The sequence below is a fragment of the Rhodobacter capsulatus genome (assembly GCF_005144475.1).
Lineage (GTDB): Bacteria > Pseudomonadota > Alphaproteobacteria > Rhodobacterales > Rhodobacteraceae > Rhodobacter > Rhodobacter capsulatus_C.
The window spans coordinates 1-23,897 of sequence record NZ_SWJZ01000076.1 but is presented as its reverse complement, the minus strand read 5'-3'; the positions used below and the strand labels follow the sequence as shown (position 1 = coordinate 23,897).

Sequence of the window (23,897 nt, the reverse complement as noted above, 5' to 3'; positions counted from 1 at the left end):
ACGCCATCACCATAGTGTCCACTATCGATGGTGGACACTATCCGCCTCTCTCACCACGCGGCAGAGCAGTCAGCCCGGACGCTTACGGTGATCGCAGGAAAATCGGCGATCTCGAACCCGAGAATGGTGCCCTCTAAGCCCGAAAAGGCCCCCAGAATAGCGGTTCCAGGAAATCGCATCTGAAAACTGTCTGAACGGGGGCGAGCGCCTGACACTTGAAACCGAAATCTGGGTTTTGACACAGCCTCGGCGGAGAGCGGACATTCGCTGCGTCCTAGACAAACTGCAGAGCATCAACGCCGTCGTGCGAATGAACGAGGAGTTCCGCCGCCGCTTCAAGACCCAGACCGTGCTGCCTTGCTCCGAGACCGTGCCCATGCTGCACTTGGCGCTGCTGGCTTCCGGCCAGATCCAGACGCGCAAGGCCTACGCCTGAGCCCCCCTCTTAGCCCATAGAGCCAATACCACTTGGCCTCGTAGCTTGAACAAACGAACTTTCACATGCCCGGAGCACGCTGCCAGAGAAGATCCACAGCATTCGCGACCCGACCGGATTACCGTGCCATCCCACCGCTTGCAAACCCACCTAGGGGTTCGGACCGCCAACCAACCCGACTTGTCAGCCAAGTAGTTAAGACGTCAGCCCAAGCAGCTATTCTTCCAGAATTATCTCTGAGCGAAAAACGTTGCCAATCGTCATAGATGCGAAGCCTTCGCTGCCTCTGCTTACACTCTTCCCTAGCTCAGACACCCAATCGGCGCCGGATTCCGACAAATGGCCCACTATACTTGGATTTGACTGCATTTCGTCGAGGACTTCCTTTCGAAGCCCTTGCCTCAAGATCACGCGGTAGGCGGGCTTATCGTTCACGATCACGGGTCTGGGCAGCATAAATTGCCTTTCACGCCCGACATATTTTTCTGCAAACTGGACAGTGCGCTCTCGACTTCCAAGCTCTTCGCGGGCACGCTTATCGCGTAGTTCAGTTGTTCCCTCGTCATCTGAGAGCCCTGTGGTTGCGCGGCGTTCCTTAAAGAAAACCTCATCATACGGCGACGCCATCGTTTCTGCCGCGACTTCATAGCCAGCTTGCCGCAAGGCCTTTGAAACGACACATCTGGTTGCCGCGTCATCCGCAAGCGCCATATCCGTCTTGAAAACCTGAAACGGCTTCTCCGCTTCCGGGTCGATGATGGTCAGGCGGCTAGGCTCTCCGTGAGGGACACTAATCTGAAGTCCGCTGACGAGGCGCTGTCCGCTGTATCCGGCGGGGAAGACGATAGAACGTTTCTGGGCAATGCCTCCCGTGGGCGGCGGGCCTGCGTCCCCCAGCTGTCGGGCGCTGTATTCCGAGCCCGATTGCGTCCCTTTGCACTCGATGACATGCCATACGCCACTCGCATCCCGGGCCACAAAATCCGGAGTTTTGTTCGGGCCGCGCTTGGCCGTTCTTCGTTGTGTCGCCCCCAATCTGGGTGCCAAGTGTTCAACGAAATATCGACCATCCACAATTCGATCCAAGTCAAAGCGTTCACTCAGCCACAGGAGGGGTGCCCCCATACCAAAGTCGTCGCTCAAGATTGTTTTCTGGTGGGCATCAAGTTCGGAAAAGCTGCCAGTGAGCATGAGATCCGGATCCGACGTGATTGCCGATAAGTATCTTACCCATGCCCAAAATTCGCTCAGGGAGACACCTGTGGACGTTGTGGGGGTGGTCAAATACCCGATCATGAGTAGCATCGCCGGAAAGTTCATATCCCAGGTCGCAACGCCTCTGTGAAAAGTGCTTGGAAATACGGGATGATTTCCCGGCGGCGGCCAAGACGACGCCTCAACATCAACGATCAGATTTCTATTCACAGACTTCCCTCAGAAATGAACCATTTCAACGGCATAAATTATGCCAATTACTGAGTATTATCTAAGTGCAGCTTGCCGCAATGACTTTTTGCTCAGACTTGGCACGATGGCATGGCGCTATTGCATGATCGCTCCTTACTGACATCGCACGCTTATTGCAAACAGGGATGGATCGCATCCAGTCCCTTGGCGGATCCCTCAAGGCTGAACCGGTGCTCCCGCCCGCCGAATCTGACCTTGATCCATTCCGCTGAGCGGAGACTCACCACGAACAGCGCGGGCGCGCCTTTGCTTGCTGTTGAATAGTTGTAGAACAGAACGTCGCCGCCGTGCCCCTTGAAGTCAAGCGCCTCGCTGTTCGAGAAGGTGATCTGCACACGTTCTCGCACGGCAGAGACCTGGCTGCTGTCGCCCGCGCTTGTCATGCTGTTGTCGGCGATCCTTGGCGTGCGGGGCATCTGGATGGCTTTTCCTGTGGCGGATGCGGTCATTGTGGCACTTGCAATCGTCATCGGGCGCCATGCCTTTGTGCAGGTTAAGGGGCAACCATGACAATCGACGAGGCAAAGGCCCAAGCCAAAGCCCTGCGCGCCGCGCTGCAGGCCCAAGGCTCCGCGATCAGCCATGCGCAATCGCTGGAACTGGTCGCCAGGCAGCACGGCGCCAAGGATTGGAACACGCTGCATGCCCGACTGGCGCTCAGGAACGCACCGCCGGAACTGGCCTTGGGGGACCGGGTGCAAGGCCTCTATCTTGGGCAACGATTTGCAGGAAAGGTGATCGGGCTGTCGGGCCCGGTCAGCCATCGCCAAATCGAGGTCCGTTTCGACGCGCCGGTCGATGTTGTCAAGTTCAAGAGTTTCTCGAACGTCCGCCATCAAGTCCGAGCCGTGATTGACGCGACTGGCCGCTCGCATCGCCAAACGTCAGACGGTGTGCCGCACCTGATCGTGCGGAGGGAGGGCGGATGAAAGGCATTCGCACCGAAGGCAAGACGACGCGCAGATGTGGCCCGGCGGCGAAGGACAGGTTGGTCCGATCGGGGTCGAGAGCAAAGGGATCTTCGGCAATCGCCAATGTCAGGCTCAGTCATACCGATCGGTGGCCTGAAGGTGAGGTTTCCGGTAGCTTTGGGTCGTCGGGTACATAGGTCAGGCGGTAGACCTCGCAGAGGGCGGATTGCCGTCGGTGAGGTTGCAGCATCGCACCCGCGGCAATCTGCGAAAGCGGCCATTCGCGTGGCGCCCGGAAGCGAAGGGATGCCCAAGAAGCGGTTGTGTCTCCTCTCGCACGACTCAAGAATCACCATAGGCTGGCCGCCAGTCGAGTGCGTGACGCTGCTGCGGCGCAGCACTCACGCTGCGGCCATTCACGTGAGCCGAGATTGGGGTCGTCTTGCACAACCCGGTCACGCTGCCATCGTGATGGGCGTCTCCGGTCGCGCAAATTGCGGGTGCTGCTGTTGCGCTGTGGCCAGAACGCCGAAACGCGGGCTCAGGGAGGCAGACATCCGCCTGCCTCTTGCGGGGCGCCATCTCATCGCCTATCGTCGATTTGCGAACATTAGGGCAACTCATGGTTACCGACGACACACTTGCGGAGCTGGCGAAATCACTGGCGCATCCGGCCCGGCTCCGCATCCTGCGGGTGCTGCTGGCCACGCCGGGCTGCATCGGTGGCGAGATCGTGGAGGCGGTCGGGCTGGCCCAGTCCACGGTGTCGGAACATCTGCGCATCCTGAAGGCGGCCGGTCTCATCACCGGCGAAATCGACGGGCCGCGCATCTGCTATGCGCTCAGCCCCGCCGCCCTTGCGCCTTTGGGCGCGTTCATTGACAGCCTGACGCCCCCGCCCGAGGGCGCCTGCTGCCTGCCCGCCGGAAAGGACAGAACATGAGCCTTTTTGAACGCTATTTGACGCTTTGGGTTGCGCTCTGCATCGGCGCGGGGATTGCGCTGGGGCAGATGTTTCCTGCCGTCTTCCGGGTGATCGGCGCGCTGGAGATCGCCCGCGTCAACCTGCCCGTCGCGGTGCTGATCTGGCTGATGATCATTCCGATGCTGCTCAAGATCGATTTCGCCGCGCTCGGCCAAGTGGCAGCGCATTGGCGCGGCGTCGGCGTGACGCTTTTCATCAATTGGGCGGTGAAGCCGTTTTCGATGGCGGCGCTGGGGTGGCTGTTCCTGTCGGTGCTGTTCCGCCCCTTCCTGCCCGCAGACCAGATCGAGAGCTACATGGCCGGGCTGATCCTGCTGGCCGCCGCGCCCTGCACGGCGATGGTCTTCGTCTGGTCGAACCTCTCGAATGGCGAGCCGCATTTCACCCTGAGCCAGGTGGCGCTGAACGATGCGATCATGGTGGTGGCCTTCGCGCCGATCGTGGCGTTTCTGCTGGGCCTGTCGGCGATCACCGTGCCTTGGGCGACGCTGGTGCTTTCAGTCGTGCTCTATATCCTCGTACCGGTGGCGGTGGCGCAAGGAATCCGCCGCCGCAAGCTGGCCGAGGGCGGCGCGGCGCTGGCGCGGCTGATTTCCCGCATCGGCCCGCTGTCGATCCTCGCGCTTCTCACCACGCTGGTTTTACTTTTCGGCTTTCAGGGCGAACAGATTCTGGCGCAGCCGGTGGTGATTGCGCTTCTGGCGGTGCCGATCCTCGTCCAAGTCTATTTCAACGCCGGACTGGCCTATTGGCTGAACCGCGTGACCGGCGAGGCGCATTGCGTTGCCGCCCCTTCGGCGCTGATCGGGGCGTCGAATTTCTTCGAGCTTGCGGTGGCGGCGGCGATCAGCCTCTTTGGCTTCACCTCGGGCGCGGCGCTCGCCACGGTGGTCGGTGTGCTGATCGAAGTGCCGGTGATGCTCTCGGTGGTGCGGATCGTGACCCGCACCAAGGGCTGGTATGAAAGCGGCCGGGCGGTGCAACGACGGGCGGGGCGGTAAGCTCAGCAGCAGGTGCCCGCGCCGCAACCGCAGCCGCCCGAGGTGACGGCGGCGGCGCTGCCGGTGATCGGAAAGCCCCGGGCGACCCAGCGCGCCAGCCCGTGCTTCATGTTCGTGACCTTCGTATAGTTTTGATACAGCAGGAAATACGTCGCTTTCAGGCTCCGATCACCATTGGCGCAGGCGAGGATCACCTCGCGGTCGCGCGGGATTTCGGCAAAGCGGGCCTCGAATTGGCTCAGCGGGATCGTGATCACCGCGCAGCCCGCAAAACCGCAGGCTGCCACCTCGTCGGCCTCGCGCACGTCCACGAGCAGCGCCCCCTCGGCAAAGAGCTTTTGCGACGTGGTCGGGCAGGCTTCGCGGGCCTCGGGCAGACCCACATGTGTCATCTCATTCCCCCTGTTGCAGCCAGCCCAGCACCTGCGCCCGGCTGGGCACCGAGCCCTTGTGAACGACCTTTTCGCCCACCACCACGGCGGGCGTCGTCATCACGCCATAGCCGACGATCTGGCGCATCTCCTCGACCTTGACGATCTCGACCGGCTTGCCCGCCTCGGCCGCCAGCTGCGTGATCAGATCGGCGGTGGCCTTGCACTTGGCGCAGCCCGTGCCCAGCACCTTGATGTCCATGCCTTGTCCTTTCAAAAGAGAAGGTTGAAGAGATACCCCACCGCCAGGATGCCGCTGCCCACCACGGCCACGAAAACCGCGATCAGTTTCAGGCTCAGCACCTGTTTCAGGATGATCATCTCGGGCAGGCTCAGCGCGATCACCGACATCATGAAGGCGAGAACCGTGCCCAAGGCGGCGCCCTTGCCCAACAGCGCCTCGACGATCGGGATCACCCCCGCGGCATTGGTATACATCGGAATGCCGATCGCCACAGCGGCGGGGACCGACCACCAGGCCTCCGCCCCCATGATCCGCGCCATCAGATCTTGCGGCACATAGCCGTGGATCAGCGCCCCCATGCCGATCCCGGCCAAAATCCACACCCAGACCCGGCCGACGATCTCGCGCAGCGCCGCAAATCCCAGACGGTAGCGGTCCACCATGCTCAGCCGGTCGCCTTCGAAGGCCGCAGGGGCAGAGGCGCCGGTATGGATGTCACGCACCCAATCCTGCAGCCAGCCCTCCAGATGTAGCCGCCCGATCACCCAGCCCGAGACGATAGCGACGGCCAAGCCGAACAGGAAATAGACCGCCGCGACCTGCCAGCCGACAAGACCGAAGAGCAGGACCAAGGCGACCTCGTTCACCATTGGCGCCGAGATCAGGAAGGAAAAGGTCACGCCCAGCGGCACGCCTGCCGAGACAAGGCCGATGAAGAGCGGCACCGCCGAGCAGGAGCAGAACGGCGTTACCACCCCAAGACCAGCCGCGAGCACGTTGCCAACCCCTTCGCGCCGCCCGGCCAGAAGGGCGCGGGTGCGTTCTGGCGCAAACCAGCTGCGCACCACCCCCATGGCAAAGACGATCAGCGCCAGCAGCATCATCACCTTGGGCACGTCATAAAGGAAAAACGCGATGGCCTCGCCGCTGTGGCTATGACGGTCGATTGGCAAGAGCGCGGTCAGTTCCTCGGCGGCGGGGGCAAGCTGGCGATAGATCAGCCCCCAAAGCACAAGGGCCGCAAGCAATCCCAGATGCCACAGCCAGTCAGGGGCCGGACGGGTCGAGACGGTGTGATCGCTCATGCGGCGTTCCTCTCGCTTGCGGCCGCCGCGTCCAGAACGGCCCTCAGCACGGCACGGATTTCGGGCGGCATCTCGGGGTTCAGCCGATACCGCACCCATTGCGCATCGCGCCGGTCCACCACCAACCCCGCCTGTTTCAGCGCCTGCATGTGCCGCGACATCCGGCTTTGCGTGGCATCGAGCGCCGCCATCAATGCGCAGACGCAATGTTCCCGCCCATCGGCCAGACGCAGGATCGCGGCCAGACGGGTCGGCTCGGCCAAGGCGGAGAGGACAGGTAGAATCATCGGGCACCTTTTGCGCTTTGGCGCATATTCGCCCCGGCGCATTCCATGCGTCAAGGCGCATAAGGTCTCCGTCGGTTTTTTCTGGACCGAACCCCGGACGCTTCCTAATCTGCCCTTGGGGAGAGACCGGATGCCGGGGATCACGCGACGAGGTCTGATCGGTGGGGCGGCCGCCTTCTGTGCAACGCAGGGGCGGGCCGATGCGACGCTGCGCTTTGCCCTAACGCCGGTCATTCTCGACAATGATGCGGATGCGGCCGAAACCCTGCGCGCCGCGCTTTCCGCCGGAAGTGGCCATGCGATCGATCTGGTGCGGCGGCGTTCCTATGCCGAGATCACGGCGCTTTTGCTGGAAGGCAGCGTCGAGGCGGCGTGGCTTTGCGGCTATCCCTATCTGCAACATCGCGCCGAACTGGCGCTTCTGGGGGTTCCGGTCTGGCGCGGTCGGCCGCGCTATCAATCCTATCTGATCGCCGCCGCGAGCGACCCAGCGCGCAGCCTGACCGATCTGCGCGGCGGCATTCATGCCTTTTCCGACCCCGACAGCAATTCCGGCTGGCTGGTCACCGCCTCGGACCTGGCGCGGATCGGCGAGACGCCCGACCGCTTCTTTGCGCGCAGCTTCTTCACCTTCGGGCATCGCAATGTGGTGCGGGCGGTGGCGGCGGGGCTGGCGCGGTCTGGCAGTGTCGATGGCTATGTCTGGGAGGCGTTGCAGCAGGTCGAGCCCGATCTGACCGAGGCCACCCGCGTCGTGGCACGCTCGGAATGGCTCGGCTTTCCGCCGCTGGTGGCCCGGCGCGACCGGATGACCAGCGCCCCGGTGCAGGCGCTGCAACGGGCGGCGCTGCAGATGGCAAGAACCGTCCCCGGCCGCGCGGCCCTTGGCGCTTTGCAGCTCGATGGCATCATCCCGGCAGAGCCCGCGCTGTACGACGGCATCCTCGCGCGGATGCATGCGCTTGGCCAACCATGAGCCCCCGCGCGCTGCCACTTGCCCTGCGCATCCCGCTTCTGGCCGTGGGGCTGATGGTGATGGTGGGGTTTGTCGCCTCGCATCAGGTGCTGGCCGCGCTTGGGGCGACGCAGACCGATCGGCTGCGCGAGATCGCCGGGCTGCATCTGGGCGCCTTGGCCACCGCGCTTGGCCCCGCCGTGCTGCGCCGCGATGTCTGGGAGGTCTACGACACGCTCGACCGGGCGACCACCGCGCGGGTCGGGCGGCGGATGCTTTTGACCGTGGTGACCGACGATCGCGGCCGGGTGATCGCGGCGTCGGACCCGCGTCGGGTGCCAGTCGATACGCTCCTGCCCGCCGATCTGGCGGCGGCGCAAAACCTCGACGCGCTGGACCTGAATGGGGCCGCGCCGCTGCGGGTGGGGGCGCCGCTGATCTATCAGGGCCGCGCGGTGGGCCGGATCGTTTCTGAACTCGATGTGTCGGACCTGATCGCCGAGCGGGCGCAGGCGCTGCGGTTTCTGATCTGGGGGAACACGGTGGCGACGCTGCTCATCGCCGGGGCGGGCGGTTGGGCAATGCGGCGGATGCTGCGCCCGCTTGCCACGCTCTCGCGCGCGATGCGTGGGCAGGTGCCGGTTTCCCCGGCCGATCTGCCGCGGGAGGCGAGCGAACTCGGGCGGCTCCTGCGGCTTTTCAATCGCATGCTGGACGCGCTGGCCGCGAAAGCCGAGGCCGAACGGCGTCTGGCGGAACGCGAGCGCTTTGTCAGCCTTGGGCGGCTCTCCTCGTCGCTCGCGCATGAGATCAACAACCCGCTCGGCGGGCTTTTGAACGCCACCGACACGATCCGCGCTTACCCGGATCGTCCGGCGGTGGTGCGCGATGCCGCCGATCTGCTGGACCGGGGTCTGCGCCATCTGCGCGACGTGGCCCGCGCGACGCTCGAGCAAAACCGCTTCGACCGTGAAGGACAGCCGCTCGCCACCGCCGATTTCGAGGATCTGAAGCTGCTCTTCGCACCCGAAACCGCGCGTCTGGGCCAGAGGCTTGATTGGCAGACCCCGGCAGAGGGGGCCGATCTGGCGTGGGTACCCGCCGCGCCTGTGCGGCAGATCGTGCTGAACCTGTGCCTGAACGCGGCGGCGGCGGCTGGTCAGGGCGGCGCGGTGGGGCTTGAGGTGGTGGCCGCGCCGGAGGCCCTAACGCTGAGCCTGCGCGACGACGGGCCGGGGATGTCGCCAGAGGCGCTGCACCGGCTTCTGGGCGATGCCCCGGTTGCGCCCGGCGGCGGTGTCGGGCTGCGGCTCGTGCGCGATCTGGTGCGCAGCCTTGGCGGACAGATCGCGCATCGGCGCGAGGACGGCTGGACGGTGCTGACGGTGCAGATCGCGCGGGGGGCCGTGCCATGCTGAGCGGCTGCCGCATCGCGCTGATCGAGGATGACGAGATCATGGGGGCCTCGCTTTATCAGCGCCTTGGCCTCGAGGGCGCCGAGGTGATCTGGCTCAAGCAGATGCGCCGCGCCCTTGGGGCCCTGCGCACCCCGCGCGCGCCGATCGATCTGGTGGTCTGCGACATCCGGCTGAGTGACGGCACCGGCGAGGAACTGTTCACCACGCTCTGCCGCACCCATGCGCCGCCGCCGTTTCTGTTCATCACCGGGCAGGGCAGCATCGGTCAGGCGGTGCGGCTGATGCAGGCGGGGGCCAGCGATTACATCGCCAAGCCCTTCGATATGCGGGACTTTCTGGAAAAGCTGGTGGCGCTTGCGCCTGCGCGCCCGATGGGCGGCGAGGCGCTCTTGGGCATCTCGGCCGCCGCGCTGCGGATCGAAACCCGCATCCTCGAGGCGGCCGCGCGCGACGATCCGGTGCTGATCCTTGCCGCGCGCGGCACCGGCAAACGCCTGCTGGCCGAGCGCATTCACGCCCGGTCTGCGCGCGCGGACGGCCCCTTTGTTGTGCTTGATATCGAAGGCCATCCCGATATCGCCGCCGCCCTGCCCACAACGCTGGCCCGCGCCGAGACCGGGACCGCCTTTCTGAACGGCGTCGAGCATCTGCCCGGGGCCGAGCAGGGTGCGCTGATCGCCGCGCTTGTGGCGGCCAAGACGCGGGTGATTGCGGCGGCAGGGCCGGGCCTTGCGGCGGTGCTGCGGTCGGGCGCCTTTCGGGGCGACCTGCACGCCCGGCTGTCGGGGGTCGACATCACCATTCCCCCGCTCAAGGACCGCCCCGAGGATGCGGTCTGGCTGCTTTCGCGCATGTTCGACAGCCTCAATGCCCGCCGGGCCGCGCCGTTGCGGCCGCTGTCGGGCCTCGTGCTGGAGGCGGTGCGGGCGCATGACTGGCCACAGAACGGGCGCGAGTTGCGCGGACGGCTGGTCAAGGCGCTGGCGGCGGTGCAGGGCGACACCCTCTATCCCGCCGATCTCTTTCCCGAATGGGCTCTGGCGCCCGACGACAGCCTGCCCAGCCTTTCCGAGGCGCGCGATGCAGCTGAACGCGCCCATATCCTGCGCGCGCTTGAGCGCACCGGCGGGCAGGTCAGCGAGGCGGCGAAGCTCTTGCAGGTGTCCCGCACCACGCTTTGGGAAAAGATGCAAAAGCTCGGCCTCTAGTGGGCGATTCCTGTCCGGATTTCCGAACATGAAAAATCCGTTAATCGGGTCAACGGCTTGCCGCGTCGCGGCAGGCTGCCCAAGGTCGTAGATGCGGCCAAACGCCCGTTGCTACTCTGGGATGAGGGAGAAACGGGAGGAGACCCCATGAAGTGCAATCGGTTGGTCGATGTCGGCCGCCGCCAGTTTCTGCGCGGTGGCGTTCTGGGTGTGGCAGGGGCGGCGGCGGCTTCGGTGCTGCCCAGTGACGCGCGGGCGGAAACACCGCGGGCGCTGCTCGATTACCCTTCGGCGAAGCTTGGCAATCTTGCCGATCTCAAGGTCGATGTGCCGGTTGATATCGGCTACCCGGATGCCGACAGCCCCGGCATCTTGCTCAAGCTTGGCACCCCGGTCGAGGGGGGCGCGGGGCCCGAGGGGGACATCGTCGCCTATTCCGTGCTCTGCCCGCACAAGGGCTATCCGCTGGCCTGGAATGCTGCCGACCGGACGCTGAATTGCCCCGGCCATTACAGCCGGTTCGATGCGGAAAAGGGCGGTCAGCAGGTCTGGGGGCATGCGACGCAGAACCTGCCGCAATTCGCGCTGCGCGTCGACGAGCGGGGCGACATCTTCGCCGAGGGGGTGGACGAGCTGATCTATGGCCGTCTGTCGAACGTGTTGCAGGCATAGGGGAAAATCATGGCCTACAAGCGCAATATCGACCGCCTGCCGATCATTCCCGCAGGCGCCAAGGAACACAATGTCACCTGCCACTATTGCATCGTCGGCTGCGGCTACAAGGCCTACACTTGGCCCCTGAAGACGCAAGGCAGCACCGAGACGAACTGGATCGGCGAGGATCTCTCAAAGCAGCAGGCCTCGATGACCGAGGCCTGGTATTCCCCCTCGATGTATAACGTGGTCAAGCAGAACGGGCAGGATGTGCATCTGGTGATCAAGCCCGATGTGGCTTGTGCGGTGAATGGTGGGCTTGGCTCCATTCGCGGCGCGCGGATGGCCGAAAACCGCCGCTCCGATCAGCGCGGCACGCAACAGCAGCGGCTGACCGATCCGATGGTCTGGCGCTATGGCACCTGGCAGCCGACCTCGTGGGAGGATGCGCTCGATCTGGTCGCCCGTGTCACCGCACGGGTGATCGACAAGGACGCCGAGGACGATCTTTACGTCTCGATGTTCGATCATGGCGGCTCGGCGGGCGGCTATGAGAACACCTGGGGCACCGGCAAGCTGTACTTCGGCGCGATGAAGGTGAAGCACTGCCGCATCCACAACCGCCCCGCCTATAATTCCGAGGTGCATTCCTCGCGCGACATGGGCGTGGACGAGCTGCAATACAATTACGCCGATTACGAAAAGACCGACACCATCGTTCTGGTCGGCACCAACCCGATGGAATGTCAGACGAATCTCTTCCTCAACCACATGGTTCCGGGGATGCGGGGTGACGCGCGAGTGGTGATCGTCGATCCGCGCCGCACGGTGACGGTGAGGGCCTGCGAGGAGGTTGCGGGAGAAAAGAACGTCCTGCATCTGCAGATCACGCCCGGCTCGGATGTGGCGCTCTTCAACACGCTTTTCACCGAAATCGCGGCAAAGGGCTGGGTGGACCGAGATTTCATCGAGAAATCCACCTTCCGCGGCGAGGAGCCGGCGGTGCCCGCGGGCAGCGCGCAACCCGCGGCGCTTGGCTCGTTCGAGGCTGCCTTGGCGGCCTGTCAGATGAGCTTGGCCGAGGGCGCCAAGGCCACGGGGCTGAGCGAGGCGCAGATCTTGCAGGCGGCGGAATGGATCGCCGCGCCCAAGGACGGCGCACGGCGCAAATGCGTGATCGGCTATGAAAAGGGCCTGATCTGGGGCAATGACAATTATCGCGCCATCGGATCGCTTTTGAACATCGGCCTTGCCACCGGCAATGTCGGGCGCGAGGGCGGCGGTTGCTGTCGGCTTGGCGGCCATCAGGAGGGCTACTTCCGCCCCTCCGATGCCCATGTCGGCCGCCCCGCGCCCTATGTCGATCAGTTGCTCATCGCGGGCGGCGGCAAGGTGCATCACATCTGGGCCAACGACCACTTCAAGACCACGCTGAACGCGAGCCAGTTCAAGCGCATCTACAACCGTCGCAGCCAGATGGTGAAGGAGGCGATGGATGCCGCCGCCGGGCGCCCACGCGAAGAACTGGTCGATGCCATCGTCTCGGCGGTGAACGCGGGCGGGATCTTCTCCGTCTGCGTCGACATCATCCACAGCCAGATCGGTCAGGCGGCGCATGTGATCCTGCCCGCGGTCGAGTCGGGCGAGATGAACCTGACCTCGATGAACGGCGAGCGGCGGCTGCGGCTGACCGAGAAATACATGGACCCGCCGGGGTCCGCCCGGCCCGATTGCCTGATCGCGGCGGGGCTGGCGCAGGCGCTGGAACGGGTGTTGCACGAGGAGGGGCGCGACGCCTATGCCGATCAGTTCAAGGGGTTCGACTGGAAAACCGAGGAAGACGCCTTCATGGACGGCTATGCCTCGGCCAACAAGGATGTGACCTATGAGCGGCTGCGCGCCATGGGCACGAATGGCGTGCTGGAACCCGTGGTGGGCTTCAAGGACGGCAAGCTTGTGGGCACCGAACGGCTTTACGCCGACGGGGTCTTCACCCGCCACGGCCGCGAGGATGGCAAGGCGCTGTTTTCCCTAGGCGAATGGCGCGGCTGGCAGGCGCCCGGCAAGGCGCAGCAGCAGGCAAGCCACCGCTTCCTGATCAACAACGGCCGCGCCAACATGAACTGGCAGAACTGGTTCCTCGATCAGGGCAACGATTTCGTCATGGACCGTTTCCCGGTGCCCTTCATCCAGATCAACCCCGAGGACATGGCGGAACTGGGCCTCAAGCCCGGCGACATGGTCGAGGTGTTCAACGATGTGGGGGCCACGCAGGCGCTGGCCTATCCCGAACCGACCGCCCGGCGCAACGAAACCTTCATGATCTTCGGCGCGCCGAACGGGGCGCAGGGCAACATCGTCAACCCCGGCGTGAACGAGCTGATCTTGCCGAATTACAAGCACACCTGGGCGAATATCCGGAAGATCTCGGACGCCACCCCGGCCTCGGCGCGCGTGTCCTACAAGTCCTGGGAAATCGCCCTCTGACCCCTTGCCCCGCCCGCGCACGGGCGGGGCCTCATCCCACCGGAGGTCTGCATGAGCCTTTCCGCCCCGTTTCGGCAGCCCGCCCTGCCGCCGTCGCCCGTTCTGGCCCCCGCGGCGCTTGTCGATGCGCAGGCGCGGCGGGTCAGTTATCTGCGGGTCTCGGTCACCGACCGCTGCGATCTGCGCTGCAGCTACTGCATGGCCGAGAAGATGACCTTCCTGCCCCGCGCCGAAGTGCTGAGCCTCGAGGAACTTGACCGCATCTGCTCCGCCTTCATCGCGATGGGGGTGGAAAAGCTGCGCATCACCGGCGGCGAACCGCTGGTGCGGCGCGACGTGATGGCGTTTTTTCGCGCGATGGCGCGGCATCTGCGCTCGGGCGCGCTGCGCGAGCTGACGCTTACGACGAACGGCACGCAGCTGGAACGGCATGCCGAAGACTTGGCCCGTTGCGGCGTGCGTCGGGTGAATGTCTCGCTTGATACGCTCGACGCGGACAAGTTCGCCCGCATCACCCGGCTGGGAAGTCTCGCGCCAGTGCTGGCGGGGATTGCGGCGGCGCAGGCGGCAGGCCTGCGGGTCAAGATCAACACCGTGGCGCTGAAGGGGGTGAACGAGGATGAGCTTTTCGCGCTGACCGACTGGTGCGGCGCGCAGGGTTTCGACCTGACCTTCATCGAGGTGATGCCGATGGGCGCGGGGCTGGGGGCGGAGCGGTTCTGGCCGCTCTCCGATCTGCGCGCGCGGCTGGAAAGCCGCTATCGCCTTGTCGAGACAGCCGAAACCAGCGGCGGCCCGGCGCGCTATGTGCGGGTCGAGGGCACCGGGCAGAAAATCGGCTTCATCACGCCGCTGAGCCACAATTTCTGCGCCAGCTGCAACCGGGTGCGGCTCAGTTGCACGGGCGAGCTGTTTTCCTGCCTCGGTCAGACGGGCAAGACTGATCTGCGCGGCCTCGTGCGCGGCTCGCCCGAGGATGACGCGGTGATCGCAGCAATTGCCCGGGCCGTCGGTCATAAAACCGGCGGCCACGGCTTTGATCCGGTCACCCGCGGCGGCGAGATCGCGCGGATGATGAGCCACACGGGCGGCTAGGCGAGCCTGCGCGCGGCGATCCAGCTGGCTGCGGCCATCGCGCCTGCGGTGGCAAGGCAAAGCGGTAGCCCGCCGATCTGGTAGCTCAGGCCCGACAAAAGCGTACCGATCAGCCGCCCCGCCGCATTGGCCATGTAGTAAAAGCCGACATCGCGGGTGATCCGCCGCACATCGCCAAAGGCGAGGATCAGATAGGAATGCACCGAGGAATTGACGGCAAAGACGAAGCCGAAAGTGAGCAGCCCGATGAGGAGCGTGGCGGTCAGCCAGGGCGCGGGCGCGGGGGCGATCAGCACGGCGAGGGAAAGGGCGAAGGGGATCGGCACGAGATAGCCCGCCCAGGTGATCGCTTTCGCCGTGATCGCCGCCTCGGGTTGGGATTTCGCGCCCAGAAGCCGCGGCGCAAAGGCCTGCACCGCGCCATAGGCGATGATCCAGAGCGCCATGAAACCACCGGTGAGGAAGAAGGCCTCGCGCCGCCCCTCGGCGGTGCCATCGGACAAAACCGCCTGAAAATAGACCGGAAGCCCGACGACGAACCAGACATCGCGGGCGCCAAAGAGGAACATCCGAGCAAGGCTGAGCCGGTTCACCTGCGGGTCTTTCGAGCGCCAGCCGCCCCAACTGTCTTCGGATTTCATCCGCCCCGGCAGGCCCTTGGGCAAGAACGCCACGACCGCGATCAGGATCAGGGCCAGCAGCCCCGCCATGCCCCAGATCGCCGGTTTGAAGCCGACGAGCGCCAGCAACGCCGCGCCGAGGAAAAACCCGAGCCCCTTCACCGCGTTCTTTGATCCGGTGAGCGCCGCCACCCAGCGAAACAGACCGCCGTCCGCGCTTGGCGCCAGCAGTTTCACCGCCGATTTCGAGGACATCTTCGCCAGATCCTTGGCGACGCCCGAGACGCCCTGCACCGCCATCACGAAAGCGACCGAGGCGGGGATCGACCAGCTCGGATCGAGCTGGGCCAGCGCCACGAGGGCCGCGACCTGCAGGCCAAGCCCGCCGTAAAGCGTGGCGGCAAGGCCGAAGCGCGCGGCAAGCCAGCCCGCGCCAAGATTGGTGGCGATGCCCGCGATTTCATAAAGCAGGAAGAGCCAGGCCAGCGCGACCGGGCTGAAGCCAAGCCCGTTGAACTGCAAAAGCACCAGCATCCGCAGCGCGCCATCGGTGAGCATGAAGGCCCAATAGGCGGCGGTGACGGCGGCATAGGCGCGGATCGGATTGGCGCTCACAGTGACCCCGCCACCATCCGGGCGATATCGGCCAGACGGCAGACATAGCCCCATTCGTTGTCATACCAGGCGTAAAGCTTCAGCATCGTGCCGTTCACCACCATCGTCGAAGGCCCGTCGATCACCGCGGATCGCGGGTCATTGGTGAAATCCGACGACACCAGCGGCCGGGTCTCGAAGCCGAGAATGCCCTTCAGCGGCCCCTCGGCGGCGGATTGAAAGAGCGCGTTCACCTCCGCGACCGTGGTCGGGCGCTCAATCTCGAAGACGCAATCGGTGAGCGAGGCATTGAGCAGCGGCACCCGGACGGCATGGCCGTTGAGCCGCCCCTTGAGCTCCGGGTAGATCAGCGTGATCGCGGTGGCCGAGCCGGTGGTGGTGGGAATGAGGTTCATCAGCGCAGACCGGGCGCGGCGCAGATCTTTCGCCGGCCGATCGACGATCGTCTGCGTGTTCGTAACATCATGCAGCGTGGTGATGGATCCGTGTTTGATCCCAAGGGCTTCGTGGATCACCTTCACCACCGGGGCAAGGCAGTTCGTGGTGCAGGACGCCGCCGTGATCAGCCGCTGGCTGCCATCGTAAAGCGCGTGATTGACGCCATAGACGAGGTTCAACGCGCCCTCGTCCTTCACCGGGGCCGAGACGACGACCTTGCGCACCCCCGCGTCGAAATAGGGCTGCACCTTCGCCGCGGTCTTGAAATGGCCGGTGCAGTCGATCACCAGATCGACGCCCATCTGGGCCAGAGGCAGGGCCTCGAGCGTCTTTTCCCGAGTCAGGGGAATGCGGTGCCCATCGATCACCAGCCCGCCTTCGGTGGCGGAAACGGGCGTCGGCCAGCGGCCATGCACCGAGTCGAATTCCAACAGCAGCGCATGGGTTTCCGCGTCACCCACGGCGTCATTCAAGAGCACGATCTGAGGCCCGTGGCCCAGATCGACCAGCCGCCGCAGCACAAGTTTTCCCATCCGGCCAAGGCCGTTAATTGCAATTCTGGCCATGGCTCAGTCCTTTTCAGGCGTGGCGCCGATCGCATCGACGCGGGTTTGCAGCGCAAGACGGTCGAGCGTGTCGAAGGGCAGTTCGACAAAGGCGGCGATGCGGCGACGCAACGCCCCATAGGTTTGGGCGAAGACGAGCGCCTTTTCCGCCTCGGTGCCGGTGGCCTTCACCGGATCGGGCAGGCCCCAATGGCCGGTGATCGGCTGGCCGGGCCAAGGCGGGCACTCCTCGGCGGCGGCGGTGTCGCAGACGGTGAAGACGAACTCCATCTGCGGGGCGGCGGGGCCCTGAAACTCCGACAGATGTTTGGCGCGCAGGCCCCCGGTGTCGTGGCCGTTGCGGGCCAGAACCTCGAGCGCGAAGGGGTTGATCGCGGTTCCGGGCCTTGTGCCCGCCGAATGGGCGACAAACCGGCCCTTGCCCAGATCGCGCAACAGCGCCTCGGCAAAGATCGAGCGGGCGGAGTTGCCCGAGCAGATGAACAGCACGTTGAAAACGGTATCGGACATGGGATTTGCCTTTTCAGGAAGGGCTTTGGGCATGAGGTCGGGACGGGCCCGGCCCAGATTGAGGGCGAGATAGCCGATCAGGGATTCGGTTTTGTGAAGGTCGACGGCGTAAAAGAGCGACCGCCCCTCGCGGCGCACTTTCACCAGCCCGCAGCCGGTCAGGTCCGCCAGATGATGCGAGAGGGTGTTTTGCTTGATCCCCAGCGCGGCAGCGATTTCCGTCGGCCGCACGCCCTGCGGGGCAAAGCGCATGAGCAGCCGGAACACGGCAAGGCGGCCGGGATGGCCAAGGCAAGCGAAGCTGAGGGCGGCTGACTGTTCCATAATTTATGAATTATGGACTTCAGGGCGGGTGTCCAGTGAAGCTTTCATGACTGCCCAGCCCTGCGCGACCCGAAACAGGGCACCAGGCGGCAGCCTTCGTGCCAAGACGAGAGCGGATGAGCGGATCGCCCTTGATCTGCGACGGCAGACGGGGCACCCCGTTCTTACCCTGAGCGTCTTGCCCCTTTGAGAAGCGGATCATGCCGAACCTCTCTTCTACGCCGCGCAACCTTGCCGCCTTCCTCTCAGGCGGGGTCATTGGCGCCCTGGGCGGGCTGATCGGCCTTGGCGGCGCCGAATTCCGCTTGCCGGTGCTGATCACGCTGTTTCGCTTTGGCGCGCTGGAAGCGGTGATCCTGAACAAGGCGATGAGCCTGATCGTGGTGGCGACGGCCTTGCCGTTTCGGGCCAGCACCGTGTCACCCGCCGATCTGGTGGCAGAGTGGCCGGTGATCGTCAACCTGCTGGCCGGCAGCCTTGCCGGAGCCTGGTTCGGCGCGGGCTGGGCGACGCGGTTGCGCTCGCAGACGCTGTTCAAGGTGATCGCGGCGCTGATGGTGGCGATGGCGCTGGTGTTGCTGGCGGGGCATGGCCAGGGCCCCACCGCGCCGCCGTTCACCGGGGTCGCGCAGATCGGCGCGGGGGTGGCTGCGGGCTTCGGGATCGGGGTCGTCGCCGCGCTGATGGGGGTTGCGGGCGGAGAGCTTCTGATCCCGACGCTGGTGATGCTGTTTGGCGCCGACATCAAGCTGGCCGGGTCGCTGTCCCTTGCCATCAGCCTGCCGACGATGCTGGTGGGCTTTGCCCGCTACAGCCGCGATCAGGCATTCGCTGTGCTGTTTCGCAACAAGGGCTTCGTCGCGGTGATGGCGGCGGGCTCGGTTCTGGGCACGTTCGTCGGCGGGCGCTTGCTTGGGCTGATCCCGGAAGGGGTGCTGCTGCCCGGGCTTGCGCTGATCTTGCTGATTTCGGCCGTCAAGGTGTGGCGGCACGACTAGGGCCTCTCTGACCGGCAGCGTCATCGGACGCCAAACGACTATCGGGCAGCACCGAGACGCAAATTTTTTCAACGGCAGGGGTGCTTTGCACACCGCCGCTTCGGGATCTGCGCGCCCGTCGGGACAGGGAAAACCGACCGTTTTCAGTCTTTATCGAGAAAAGAGCCTGCCCCGGCAGCTTTTGGAGCTATGCGATGTCTGTTGAAAAGACTTGGAATGAAGGCTTTAGCAGTTTTCTACGGATGCGATGCCGCAGCAGCGCAGCAAATAGGCCGCCCTTCGTGCCAGCTCCTGGCGCAATGCTGCGACCCACACCAGCGGTGGGAATGGGCTGCTCGGCTTCGTCGCTACAACACGCTAGAGCGACCGCTTTGGCGGCCAGCGCCGGAAGGGCCGACCGGCCGGAATGGGCCGGGGCACGTCGATCACGATGGACGCGAGATCCATACTGCGTTTCCGACGCTCGCATTTTGCATCGCGCCTGTGGCGCAAGCGACCGGCGGCTATTACCTATCCGCTCACGCGCTCGATCAACTCCGGTCCGTCATCGTTCAACCCAAACGGGGCGACCGGGTGATGCGTCAGCATGGCCTCGGAGCCGAGGGCCGCAACCTCGTCGGAACTGCCCAGCCACGCCTCTTGCTCGTCGGCATTCAAGAAAACCGGCATCCGGTCATGCAGCCCTCCCATCGCCCCTGTCGCCGCCCGCGTCATGATCGTGCAGGTCAGGAGATCGCGCCACCGGCTCGCCAGTCCGGCCAGATACAGGTTCGCTTCGTTACCCGCCGGGTGGAAGAAATGCGGCTGGCGGGCGCCTTTGGGGCCGCTCCACTCATAGAACCCGCCGACCGGCACAAGGCACCGGCCGTGCCGCCAGACCTGACGAAACGTGGGCTTATCGCGCGCATCCTCGATGCGAGCGTTGAACGTCGCCGCCTTCCAGTCCTTCGCACAGGCGCCATCGAACCACGACAGGATGAGGCCCCAGCGCGCCTCCATCGCGACCAGCGGGCGCTTGGCGAGGATCACCACCGTCTCGGTCGGCTTGACATTGAACCGGACCCCGAACGGGACGAGCTTGATCTGCGACATGTCCACTTCGGTGTTGCGCAGATTGGGGTCGATGATCCGGCCGCACATGATCAAGCCCCCCTTGCTGATCGGAACAGCGACAGGATGCCTGAGCGCGGGGCAATTGTCCTCCTCTGATCTGCCGGTTGTTCCAGCGAGATCCAGACTCTGCAGAACGACCCTGGCGATTCGACGCGCTGCATTTCACCGACGGGTTGTATGGCTTGTGGTAACAGCCACTATATTTGGTCGATACGACAGCGCGCAGAGCGAAAATCTCATTAAATCAGCTAGTTGTCAGATTCGCCACCTGAAGCACAGCGGAACGAGAAACCTCTCGTCGGCTGGATTAACAAAAAACTGTTGTCTGGAAGAAAGTTGCGTGCAATGTCTAGTGTTGTCGCAAAAAAGCGCAAACAACGCGTTTTTGCGACGAAACCACCAGGGCCCATCAAGAGGCCGAGAGGGCAGAATGAGCACACCGTCGAAACCGGCCGCGTCCGGATCTGTTGCCGCATCCATCGCCGCGAACGCCATCAGGCTGTCCGAGGCGCTCGACAACCATATGCGCAACAGCTTTCAGCCCGAAAGCAAAAAGACGCTTCGGAAGTTCCAGCCTGCCGAAGTTTCGGAGCTGACCGGGATCAGCATGTCGAACCTGCGGACCCGTCATCAAGAGGGTGATTTCCCCGAGGTGGAGACGGATTCTCGCGGGCGCAGGCTCTATTCCGCTGTCGAGATCGACCAGATCCGCCGCATCATGGCCAAGACCGGGCGCAATGGCGAAGCCTACCTGCCCGGCCGACGTTCTGGCGATGCGTTGCAGGTCATCTCGATCGTCAACTTCAAGGGCGGGTCCAGCAAGACGACATCAGCCATCCACCTTGCCCAGCGGTATGCGCTGCGCGGCTACCGGGTGCTGGCGATCGACATGGATCCGCAGGCCAGCCTGACGACAATGTTCGGCTACAGGCCGGAGATCGAATTCGCCGAGGGTGGGACGATCTATGACGCGCTCAAATATGAAGAGCCGGTCCCGCTCAGCCAGGTCATCCGCAAGACCTATTTCCACAATCTCGATCTGGCTCCAGCCGGGCTGATGCTCTCGGAATACGAGACCGAAACGGCCTATGCGCTGCAACACAAGATCGACCCGCCTTTCACGCAGCGCCTCGCAATCGCGCTTGATGAGGTCGAAGCGAACTACGATCTCGTCATCATCGATTGCCCGCCGCAGCTTGGTTTCACCACGATGACCGCGCTTCTGGCCTCGACCGGGTTGCTGATCACTGTCGTGCCGAGCATGCTGGATGTGGCGTCAATGGCGCAATTCCTTGAAATGGCTGGGGAAACTGTTCGCGCTCTGGAGGAGGCTGCGGGGCCAATCCACTGGAATTTCCTCAAGTTCCTGATCGCGCGCTACGAGCCGACCGACGTTCCACAATCGCAAATGGCGGGCTTCCTGCGCTCGATCCTGCTTGACCAAGTGCTGACGACGCCGATGCTGAAATCGACCGCGATTTCCGATGCCGGGATGACGCAACAGACGATCTACGAGATCGAGCCCTCGCAGGTGCTGAAAAAAACGCTCGATCGTATTCTCGAGAGCGTGAACGGCGTGGCCGACGAGTTCGAGAAGGTGATCCAGACCGCTTGGGGACGGGAGACTGACTGATGGCGCGCCGCAACCTGTTTCAGCCCCCTGCCCTGCCGGTATCCAGCGCTAGCGACACGCCCGCTCCGGACAAGTCTCGCTTCCCGAACACCGGCGCCATGAGCGGCGTCAAGTCGACGTTGAAGGATCTCTCCAGCAACGCGGTGCGCGAGATTGCCCCCGATCTGATCGAAGAAGACGGGCCGAAGGACCGCTTGGCCTTCACTGATGCCGATGTGGCTCAGTTGGCCGAGAGCATCCGCCAGCACGGCCAGCAAGTGCCCATCATGGTTCGGCCGATGGCCGAAAAACCGGGTTCCTATCGCATCGTCTATGGTCGGCGCCGTCTGCGTGCGCTTCGTCTTCTCGGCCAACCCGCGAAGGCGCTGGTGCGCGCGCTCAGCGATGACGAAGCGATCCTGGCTCAAGGTCAGGAAAACGCGCAGCGGCTCGACCCCAGCTTCATCGAGAAATCGCTCTTTGCGGCAGAACTGGCGGCAAGCGGTTACGAAACTGCAGTGATCCTGGATGCCCTCGCGGTCGACAAGCCGATGCTGTCTCGAATGCAGAAGGTAGCCCGCAGCATTCCCGAGGCCGTCGTGCGCGAGATCGGTCCCGCACATGGTATCGGGCGGCGTCGCTGGGAAGATCTCGCCGATCTGGTCAACAATCATGACCTTGATCTTGTCGCCCTCGCGCAGGCTGCCTTGGCGCCCGCGAGCGCAACCTCGGACGGGCGATTCGCGCAGATTGCCGATGCCGCAGCAGCCGCCGTACGTCAAACGAGCAGTACGCCCAAAGCCCCCTCCCCTGCCCTGCCGGTTCTCTCCGAAGATGGACTCCGGCTCGCTCAGGTTTCGGACCAGGCCAGATCGGTCACGGTGAAGCTCTCAAAGACCGAGGCTCCCGAGTTTGCGATGTGGTGGCTTGAGAACGCAGAGGCCGAATTGCAGCGCCTCTACAAGGAATGGCAGTCGGCCAGAAAAGCCGACTGACGAGGCAGAGCAGCAAAGAAAGGAGCACGACCGCAACCCGAAAAAGTGAAAGAGCCCCCCAAGGTCATCCTCGGAGAGCCCCATCTGTCTTTTGCACCTTCAGATGTATCAGCTTCTCCGTAGCAGTCAACAACAACCGATTCGGTTGGCGAATTCATTTTGTCTTCGCGCAAGAGCTGATGGCCAAAGGGCCCTTCCCTCCCGGTTTGCCGTGAAAAACGCATGACTTTCATCCACGCAACCGCAGCCTTTGGTTCGCGGGCTTCAGAAGTGTTGTCCGCGGACAACGCTCCGCCCGAACGTCACATCATCATCGAAACCCTACGAAAAGCGGCTCCCCTTCTCGGGTTGAAGCCGACGGTGATCGCAACGCTCGACGCGATGCTTTCGTGTCTTGCCCCGAAGCGAAACCACAACATGGTCTTCGCCTCGAACATGACCCTGAGCGCACGCCGCAACGGGCTTTCGGAGCGCACGCTGCGCCGCCACGCGGCGACACTGATGGAAGCTGGCCTTCTTGAACGCAAGGACAGCGCGAACGGCAAGCGTTTCACCCGTTACGATCCAGCGCACAAACAATCGATGCACTTCGGCTTCAATCTGAGCCCGCTGTTTTGCAAGCTTGGCGAAATAGCGGCGATGGCCGTGGCGGCGCAGGAACAAAGTGAACAGATTGCCTATCTCAAATCGAAGATCCGCGCCCAGCTTCGTCCGTTGCTTCATGCCGACCCGAATGACAGCCAGGCGCTGGAAACACTGCGCAAGCTTCGAAACAAACTGACAGCAGATGAACTCGCAGCGATCTCGAAAACCCTGCCCGAAGCTGTGCATGAAACTGCAAGCGACGGTGCAAAAGCATGTGTGTCAACACCTGCCCTGTCCGCCAACGACGGTCAAAATGTCCGGCACCATCAGAGATCAAAAAAAGAAAATACTGAAGAAGAACGCGCGCCGGACAAGTCGCCACAAGCTAGCGAAACCCTGACGCTTGACGAGCTGGTAACGGCGTGCCCAGAGGCAGCGTCCTTTTCGCTTAGAAACATCGAGCACTTTGGAGATGTGGTCGCTCACGCTCAAACCTTGGCACCGATGATCGGGATCGACCGGACCACCTACACGCTAGGCGTACGAACGATTGGCGTCTTGCCAAGCGCGATAACGGTTTGGGCCATTGTCCAGTGTCACGACCGGATCAGAAATGCCGGCGCCTATTTTAGAGCGTTGACAAGCGGCGCCAAGAGCCGGGATTTCGATGCCGTCCGCTTCATCAAGAGACTTGCTTTTGCCTCGCCGGAGCAGATGGCGCCGACATGAAGTTGTCCGCGGACAACGCCAAGCGAACACTGAGAGGGAGAGGGCTGCGCTGGAGATTTTGACGGGTTGGAAGATCGGGAGAGAGGCTCCCGGCGCCCGTCTCGGAGAAGATCTGATGGCGAAAGCTGCCCAGAAAATCACCCTGTCCCCCTCGCGAGACATCCCCTTCGACAAGCTCGTGTTGAGCC

The 23,897-nt window shown here is 63.9% G+C and carries 23 protein-coding genes and 1 pseudogene; 14 read left to right on the top strand and 10 right to left on the bottom strand.

Going from position 1 to position 23,897, the window contains the following annotated elements; genetic code table 11:
• Nucleotides 1-295: 295 nt before the first annotated feature.
• Nucleotides 296-449, top strand: a pseudogene (locus FBT96_RS21335) (IS256 family transposase); the annotation flags it as partial.
• A gap of 203 nt (nucleotides 450-652) precedes the next feature.
• On the opposite strand, the gene FBT96_RS15955 reads toward FBT96_RS21335, so the two are convergent.
• Both FBT96_RS15955 and FBT96_RS15950 read right to left on the bottom strand, forming a co-directional pair.
• The gene (locus FBT96_RS15955; RefSeq protein ID WP_212635397.1) at nucleotides 653-1,861 is read right to left on the bottom strand and encodes a hypothetical protein; all 1,209 of its coding nucleotides are present in this window, start codon (nucleotides 1,859-1,861) and stop codon (nucleotides 653-655) included.
• Nucleotides 1,862-2,013: 152 nt separating this feature from the next.
• Complete coding sequence (locus FBT96_RS15950) at nucleotides 2,014-2,373, bottom strand: hypothetical protein (RefSeq protein WP_169583521.1); 360 nt, start codon at nucleotides 2,371-2,373, stop codon at nucleotides 2,014-2,016.
• Between the two features lie 36 nt (nucleotides 2,374-2,409).
• On the opposite strand from FBT96_RS15950, the gene FBT96_RS15945 reads away from it, so the two are divergent.
• From FBT96_RS15945 to arsB, 3 genes are all read left to right on the top strand, one after another.
• On the top strand, nucleotides 2,410-2,832 hold the full coding sequence (locus FBT96_RS15945) for a glyoxalase superfamily protein (protein ID WP_136908348.1): 423 nt from the start codon (nucleotides 2,410-2,412) through the stop codon (nucleotides 2,830-2,832).
• A gap of 604 nt (nucleotides 2,833-3,436) precedes the next feature.
• Nucleotides 3,437-3,757, top strand: coding sequence for an ArsR/SmtB family transcription factor (locus FBT96_RS15940; RefSeq protein ID WP_136908346.1), 321 nt, complete (start codon nucleotides 3,437-3,439; stop codon nucleotides 3,755-3,757).
• A complete protein-coding gene (arsB, locus tag FBT96_RS15935; protein WP_136908344.1) occupies nucleotides 3,754-4,800 on the top strand; it encodes an ACR3 family arsenite efflux transporter in 1,047 nt (348 codons plus the stop codon). The genes FBT96_RS15940 and arsB overlap by 4 nt, the downstream gene beginning before the upstream one ends.
• A gap of 2 nt (nucleotides 4,801-4,802) precedes the next feature.
• On the opposite strand, the gene FBT96_RS15930 is transcribed toward arsB, so the two are convergent.
• Genes FBT96_RS15930 through FBT96_RS15915 form a run of 4 tightly spaced genes read right to left on the bottom strand, consistent with a single transcriptional unit; the run spans nucleotide 4,803 to nucleotide 6,787 of the window.
• The gene (locus tag FBT96_RS15930) at nucleotides 4,803-5,192 is read right to left on the bottom strand and encodes a rhodanese-like domain-containing protein (protein ID WP_136908342.1); all 390 of its coding nucleotides are present in this window, start codon (nucleotides 5,190-5,192) and stop codon (nucleotides 4,803-4,805) included.
• Between the two features lies 1 nt (nucleotide 5,193).
• On the bottom strand, nucleotides 5,194-5,433 hold the full coding sequence (locus FBT96_RS15925; RefSeq protein ID WP_136908340.1) for a thioredoxin family protein: 240 nt from the start codon (nucleotides 5,431-5,433) through the stop codon (nucleotides 5,194-5,196).
• Between the two features lie 11 nt (nucleotides 5,434-5,444).
• Complete coding sequence (locus FBT96_RS15920; RefSeq protein WP_136908338.1) at nucleotides 5,445-6,500, bottom strand: permease; 1,056 nt, start codon at nucleotides 6,498-6,500, stop codon at nucleotides 5,445-5,447.
• Entirely contained in the window at nucleotides 6,497-6,787 is a 291-nt protein-coding gene (locus tag FBT96_RS15915; protein ID WP_136908336.1) for an ArsR/SmtB family transcription factor, read from the bottom strand. Before FBT96_RS15915 ends, FBT96_RS15920 begins: the two co-directional genes overlap by 4 nt.
• A gap of 130 nt (nucleotides 6,788-6,917) precedes the next feature.
• On the opposite strand from FBT96_RS15915, the gene FBT96_RS15910 reads away from it, so the two are divergent.
• The 6 genes from FBT96_RS15910 (at nucleotide 6,918) to moaA (ending at nucleotide 14,604) form a co-directional block, all read left to right on the top strand.
• Nucleotides 6,918-7,763, top strand: a complete 846-nt coding sequence (locus tag FBT96_RS15910) for a substrate-binding domain-containing protein (protein ID WP_136908334.1) — start codon at nucleotides 6,918-6,920, stop codon at nucleotides 7,761-7,763.
• On the top strand, nucleotides 7,760-9,160 hold the full coding sequence (locus tag FBT96_RS15905) for a sensor histidine kinase (protein ID WP_136908332.1): 1,401 nt from the start codon (nucleotides 7,760-7,762) through the stop codon (nucleotides 9,158-9,160). The genes FBT96_RS15910 and FBT96_RS15905 overlap by 4 nt, the downstream gene beginning before the upstream one ends.
• Nucleotides 9,154-10,368 carry a sigma-54-dependent transcriptional regulator gene (locus FBT96_RS15900; RefSeq protein WP_136908330.1) on the top strand — a complete coding sequence of 405 codons (1,215 nt, stop codon included), beginning with the start codon at nucleotides 9,154-9,156 and terminating at the stop codon, nucleotides 10,366-10,368. Before FBT96_RS15905 ends, FBT96_RS15900 begins: the two co-directional genes overlap by 7 nt.
• 147 nt (nucleotides 10,369-10,515) lie before the next feature.
• A complete protein-coding gene (locus tag FBT96_RS15895; protein WP_136908328.1) occupies nucleotides 10,516-11,040 on the top strand; it encodes an arsenate reductase (azurin) small subunit in 525 nt (174 codons plus the stop codon).
• Nucleotides 11,041-11,049: 9 nt separating this feature from the next.
• Nucleotides 11,050-13,509, top strand: a complete 2,460-nt coding sequence (locus FBT96_RS15890) for an arsenate reductase (azurin) large subunit (protein ID WP_136908326.1) — start codon at nucleotides 11,050-11,052, stop codon at nucleotides 13,507-13,509.
• Between the two features lie 51 nt (nucleotides 13,510-13,560).
• A complete protein-coding gene (moaA, locus tag FBT96_RS15885) occupies nucleotides 13,561-14,604 on the top strand; it encodes a GTP 3',8-cyclase MoaA (protein ID WP_136908324.1) in 1,044 nt (347 codons plus the stop codon).
• Here the strand turns inward: moaA and arsJ are convergent.
• From arsJ to FBT96_RS15870, 3 genes are read right to left on the bottom strand one after another with little or no spacing between them, the layout of a single operon-like run.
• Nucleotides 14,601-15,839, bottom strand: coding sequence for an organoarsenical effux MFS transporter ArsJ (arsJ, locus tag FBT96_RS15880; protein ID WP_169583519.1), 1,239 nt, complete (start codon nucleotides 15,837-15,839; stop codon nucleotides 14,601-14,603). The genes moaA and arsJ overlap by 4 nt on opposite strands.
• Nucleotides 15,836-16,843: an ArsJ-associated glyceraldehyde-3-phosphate dehydrogenase gene (locus FBT96_RS15875; protein WP_136908320.1), complete on the bottom strand. Its 1,008-nt coding sequence runs from the start codon at nucleotides 16,841-16,843 to the stop codon at nucleotides 15,836-15,838. Before FBT96_RS15875 ends, arsJ begins: the two co-directional genes overlap by 4 nt.
• Before the next feature lie 3 nt (nucleotides 16,844-16,846).
• Entirely contained in the window at nucleotides 16,847-17,677 is an 831-nt protein-coding gene (locus FBT96_RS15870; protein WP_136908318.1) for a metalloregulator ArsR/SmtB family transcription factor, read from the bottom strand.
• A gap of 200 nt (nucleotides 17,678-17,877) precedes the next feature.
• On the opposite strand from FBT96_RS15870, the gene FBT96_RS15865 reads away from it, so the two are divergent.
• On the top strand, nucleotides 17,878-18,675 hold the full coding sequence (locus FBT96_RS15865; protein ID WP_136908315.1) for a sulfite exporter TauE/SafE family protein: 798 nt from the start codon (nucleotides 17,878-17,880) through the stop codon (nucleotides 18,673-18,675).
• 510 nt (nucleotides 18,676-19,185) lie between these two features.
• Here FBT96_RS15865 and FBT96_RS15860 read toward each other — a convergent pair.
• Nucleotides 19,186-19,815, bottom strand: coding sequence for an SOS response-associated peptidase (locus FBT96_RS15860; RefSeq protein ID WP_136908313.1), 630 nt, complete (start codon nucleotides 19,813-19,815; stop codon nucleotides 19,186-19,188).
• Nucleotides 19,816-20,218: 403 nt separating this feature from the next.
• Between FBT96_RS15860 and repA the strand changes: the two genes are divergently transcribed.
• From repA to repC, 3 genes are all read left to right on the top strand, one after another.
• Nucleotides 20,219-21,421 carry a plasmid partitioning protein RepA gene (repA, locus tag FBT96_RS15855; RefSeq protein WP_136908311.1) on the top strand — a complete coding sequence of 401 codons (1,203 nt, stop codon included), beginning with the start codon at nucleotides 20,219-20,221 and terminating at the stop codon, nucleotides 21,419-21,421.
• A complete protein-coding gene (gene repB / locus FBT96_RS15850; RefSeq protein ID WP_136908309.1) occupies nucleotides 21,421-22,395 on the top strand; it encodes a plasmid partitioning protein RepB in 975 nt (324 codons plus the stop codon). The genes repA and repB overlap by 1 nt, the downstream gene beginning before the upstream one ends.
• A gap of 222 nt (nucleotides 22,396-22,617) precedes the next feature.
• On the top strand, nucleotides 22,618-23,709 hold the full coding sequence (gene repC / locus FBT96_RS15845) for a plasmid replication protein RepC (RefSeq protein ID WP_136908307.1): 1,092 nt from the start codon (nucleotides 22,618-22,620) through the stop codon (nucleotides 23,707-23,709).
• Nucleotides 23,710-23,897: the final 188 nt, after the last annotated feature.